The 3490-nt window shown below is 53.8% G+C and carries 3 protein-coding genes, 1 tRNA gene and 1 other RNA gene; all 5 read right to left on the bottom strand.

Annotated features, from left to right (window positions below):
• Window positions 1-174: 174 nt before the first annotated feature.
• The 5 genes from recR to IJN28_01965 all read right to left on the bottom strand — a co-directional run bounded on the left by recR (window position 175) and on the right by IJN28_01965 (window position 3335).
• Window positions 175-771, bottom strand: a complete 597-nt coding sequence (gene recR, locus IJN28_01985) for a recombination protein RecR (protein MBQ6712543.1) — start codon at window positions 769-771, stop codon at window positions 175-177.
• A 3-nt stretch (window positions 772-774) separates the two neighbouring features.
• On the bottom strand, window positions 775-1101 hold the full coding sequence (locus IJN28_01980) for a YbaB/EbfC family nucleoid-associated protein (GenBank protein ID MBQ6712542.1): 327 nt from the start codon (window positions 1099-1101) through the stop codon (window positions 775-777).
• 89 nt (window positions 1102-1190) lie between these two features.
• A complete protein-coding gene (gene dnaX / locus IJN28_01975) occupies window positions 1191-2984 on the bottom strand; it encodes a DNA polymerase III subunit gamma/tau (GenBank protein ID MBQ6712541.1) in 1794 nt (597 codons plus the stop codon).
• Between the two features lie 119 nt (window positions 2985-3103).
• Window positions 3104-3203: signal recognition particle sRNA small type (ffs, locus tag IJN28_01970), an RNA gene on the bottom strand.
• Between the two features lie 42 nt (window positions 3204-3245).
• Window positions 3246-3335, bottom strand: a tRNA-Ser gene (locus IJN28_01965).
• Window positions 3336-3490: the final 155 nt, after the last annotated feature.

Genomic DNA, 3490 nt, shown 5'->3' with positions numbered 1-3490 from the left:
TTTGAAGGGGGCTAGGATGAGTTTGGCGACGATGATGAGTGTGATGATGCCTATGGCGTAGGTTCCGATGAGGGAAAGGTCGATGTTCATGTTGTCCTCCTGTTGTTTTTGCTATGTATATGAGAGAATGTGCGCTTGTATGATAAAAAAAGCTGCCGCGGCAGCTTTTCTTGGTTACATTTCTCGTCTGTTTTCGAGTGCTTTGGCGAGTGTGATCTCGTCGGCGTATTCGAGGTCGCTGCCTACGGGGAGGCCGTGGGCGATGCGGGTGATCTTGATGCCGAGTGGTTTTAGGAGTTTGGCGAGATACATGGCGGTGGCTTCGCCTTCGACGTCGGGGTCGGTTGCCATGATGATCTCGCGTACTTCTGTGGTTTTGAGTCTTTCTAGGAGTTCTTTTATTTTGATGTCTGCAGGTCCGATGCCTTCGAGTGGGCTGAGTGCGCCGTGGAGGACGTGGTAGCGTCCTTTGAAGTCGCGTGTGCGTTCCATGGCTTCGGCATCTCTGGGTTGTTCTACGACGCAGAGGAGTGCTTGGTCGCGCGCGCCTGATGCGCAGATGCGACAGGGGTCTGTGTCGGTGAGGTTGTAGCATTCGGAGCAGTAGTGTATCTGTGTTTTGGCGTCGAGCATGGCGCGTGTGAGTGCTTTTATTTGCGCGTCGTCCATGTCGAGTATGTGATACGCGAGCCGTTGTGCCGATTTTGTCCCGATTCCGGGGAGTGCTCGGAGTTGTTCGATGAGGCGCGCGAGTGGTGCTATTTTTGCCATGTCTTAGAAGAGTCCCGGGGGAAGTCCCATACCGCCTGTGATCTTAGCCATTTCTTTTGCGGTCATGTCGTCTACTTTGTGGATGGCTTCGTTGACGGCTGCTGCTACGAGGTCTTCGAGCATTTCGAGGTCTTCTGCGTCGATCATGTCGCGGTTGAAGTTGATGGATTGGATCTGTTTTTCGCCGTTGATGACGATTTTGACGGCGCCGCCGCCTGCGCTTACTTCGATGGTGCGTTTTTTGATCTCGTTTTGCATTTTGACCATTTCAGCTTGCATTTTTTGAACTTTTTTCATCATGGCTTGCATGTTTCCCATGTTTCCGTACATTTGTGATTCCTCCTAATTTATGTGTATGTCGTTGTTTTTGCGGTTCTTATTTATCATACCAGAATTACGCTGTTCTGGCGAGGGTTTTGTCAGTTTTTTATGACGGTGATGTTGTCGCCGAACATTTTGATGCCTTCTTGGACGGCGCGCGGATATTTGGCGTAGGGGTTGTCTTTTTCTTGGGGCTTGGCTGCGCCGCAGGTGCAAGAGATGCGGATTTGGCGGCCGAGGATGCGTGCGAAGGTGTTTTCGAGGATGGTTCGGTAGGTGCCTTCGACGTAGTTTTTGACGAATTCGCGTTCAGCAGTAAGGACGACGGCTGTGTCGGTGATGGTTTGTATCTGCGCTGTTTTGACGCAGGCGACGACGGCTTTTTTGCCTTCGGCACCCAAGATCTCGAGTGCTTTTTTCATGATGCTCGCGTGGTCTGCGTTGGGTGTGGGCGGGTCGGAGCGTTTGGTCGGGGGCGCAGGTACTTCGGGCGCACGGCTTGGGGGCATGGGTGCGCGGTAGGTTGTGGTGCGCACGGCAGGTCGCTGCTGTGCGGTCGGCTGTACGGCAGGCTGCGCTTCTTGCGGGGGTGTACTCGACTGTTCTGTAAGCTCTGCCCTATGCGCAGGTGTGTTTTGCGAAGGTGGTATTTGTGCGCTTGGCTGTGCGGGCGCGACGGCCGGCATAGGTGCGCTAGGTGCGCTTGGGACTGTTATGGTGCTTGCGGTCGGTGCGCTGACGGTGAAGCTGCCGCTTTCGATTTTGTCTTCGAGGTCGGCGATGCGTGCGATGAGGCGGTCGATCTCGGTTCCGCTGTATTGGCGTGCGCAGAGGTCGAGGAGTGTGACTTCTGCGCTGATGCGTGCATCGGAGGTGTATTTGCTTTCTTGGGCTCCTTCGTATAGTCTTTTTATCATGCGCGTAAGGTCGTCTGCTTCGATCATGCGTGCTTCTTTTATGAGGGTCTCACGGTCGCAGGCGGTGTCTACGGCGTCGGGTGCGACTTGTGCGAGGAGGAGGTTTCTCATGTGTTCGGCGAGTTCGATGAGTGTTTGTCTTGGGTCTTTGCCGTTTGCGATGAGTTCGCTGAAGGCAAGGAGTGTCTGTCTGCCGTCTTTTTGGGCGATGGTTTGAGCGAGGCGGCTCGTCCATGTGTGGCCGACCATTCCGAGAAGGCCGAGGACGTCGTCTGCGGTGATGGTGCCGTCGCCGACGGTGAGGCATTGGTCGAGCAGGCTGAGGGCGTCGCGCATTCCGCCTTCTGCGGCGGTTGCGATGAGTTTGAGGGCGTCTTGTTCTACGCTGAGTTTCATGCGCTCTACGATGTCAGAAAGGCGCATTTCGATGTCTGATGCGGATATTCTGCGGAAGTCGTATCGCTGGCAGCGCGAGTGGATGGTGGCGGGTATTTTGTGAGGTTCGGTGGTGGCAAGGATGAAGATGATATGCTCGGGCGGTTCTTCGAGCGTTTTGAGGAGCGCGTTGAAGGCTTCGGTGGTGAGCATATGCACTTCGTCGATGATGTATACTTTGTATCTGCCGTCTACGGGGAGAAATCCGACGGTGTCGCGGAGCGAGCGTATTTCGTCGATGCCGCGGTTGGAGGCTGCGTCGATCTCGAGGACGTCCATGGAGGAGCCTTCGGTGATCTTGCGGCAGGCGTCGCATGTACCGCAGGGGTCTGTGGTGGGGCCGTGATGGCAGTTGAGCGCGCGGGCGAGTATCTTGGCTGTGCTGGTCTTGCCTGTACCGCGCGGGCCGGAGAAGAGGTATGCGTGTGCGACTTTGTTTTTTTCGATCGCGTTTGTGAGGGTGCGTACGATATGCGGTTGTCCGATGACGCTGTCGAAGTTTTGCGGGCGCCATTTGCGATACAGTGCAACATATGCCATGAGTTATCGCTCCTTTCATTCTGTTTAACTTCTATAGATATGATTCGTTTTCCTTTATATAAGGATAAAAAAAGACAGCCGCTTGGGCTGCCTTGCTGTCGATTGTAACATTGAACGGTGAGAAACAGGCACCCTCGCGGCACAAGAAGATGACCGCTTATCGCTGCTTCCTTCCGGACCTGACGAGGTTCACGGGTCCCCTTTGCGCGAGACCCATCTCCCACCGCTCAATCTTACAATCGATGATTTTGGATAAAAAAATGGCGGAGAGAGCGGGATTCGAACCCGCGGTACAGTTTCCCGTACACACGCTTTCCAGGCGTGCTCCTTCAACCACTCGGACATCTCTCCATTGTGCTTTCCAAAAGAAGCTATGTAGTTTATGCACATCGGTGCAACACGATTATTTTATTAGATTCAGCCGTGTTTGTCAAGCAGTTTTTTTCTCTATAATGTAATATTTTTTGCACTGATGCCGATGCGGTCAGCATAACAATTTTATTAAA

The organism is Selenomonadales bacterium (assembly GCA_017442105.1).
Taxonomy (GTDB): Bacteria; Bacillota; Negativicutes; order RGIG982; family RGIG982; genus RGIG982.
This window is presented reverse-complemented; position numbering and strand designations above follow the sequence as displayed.

What these genes read in the sequence shown, in the direction of transcription:
- recR (MBQ6712543.1), bottom strand. Translation starts at nt 771, where the DNA reads ATGGCAAAAATAGCACCACTCGCGCGCCTCATCGAACAACTCCGAGCA.
- IJN28_01980 (MBQ6712542.1), bottom strand. Translation starts at nt 1,101, where the DNA reads ATGTACGGAAACATGGGAAACATGCAAGCCATGATGAAAAAAGTTCAA.
- dnaX (MBQ6712541.1), bottom strand. Translation starts at nt 2,984, where the DNA reads ATGGCATATGTTGCACTGTATCGCAAATGGCGCCCGCAAAACTTCGAC.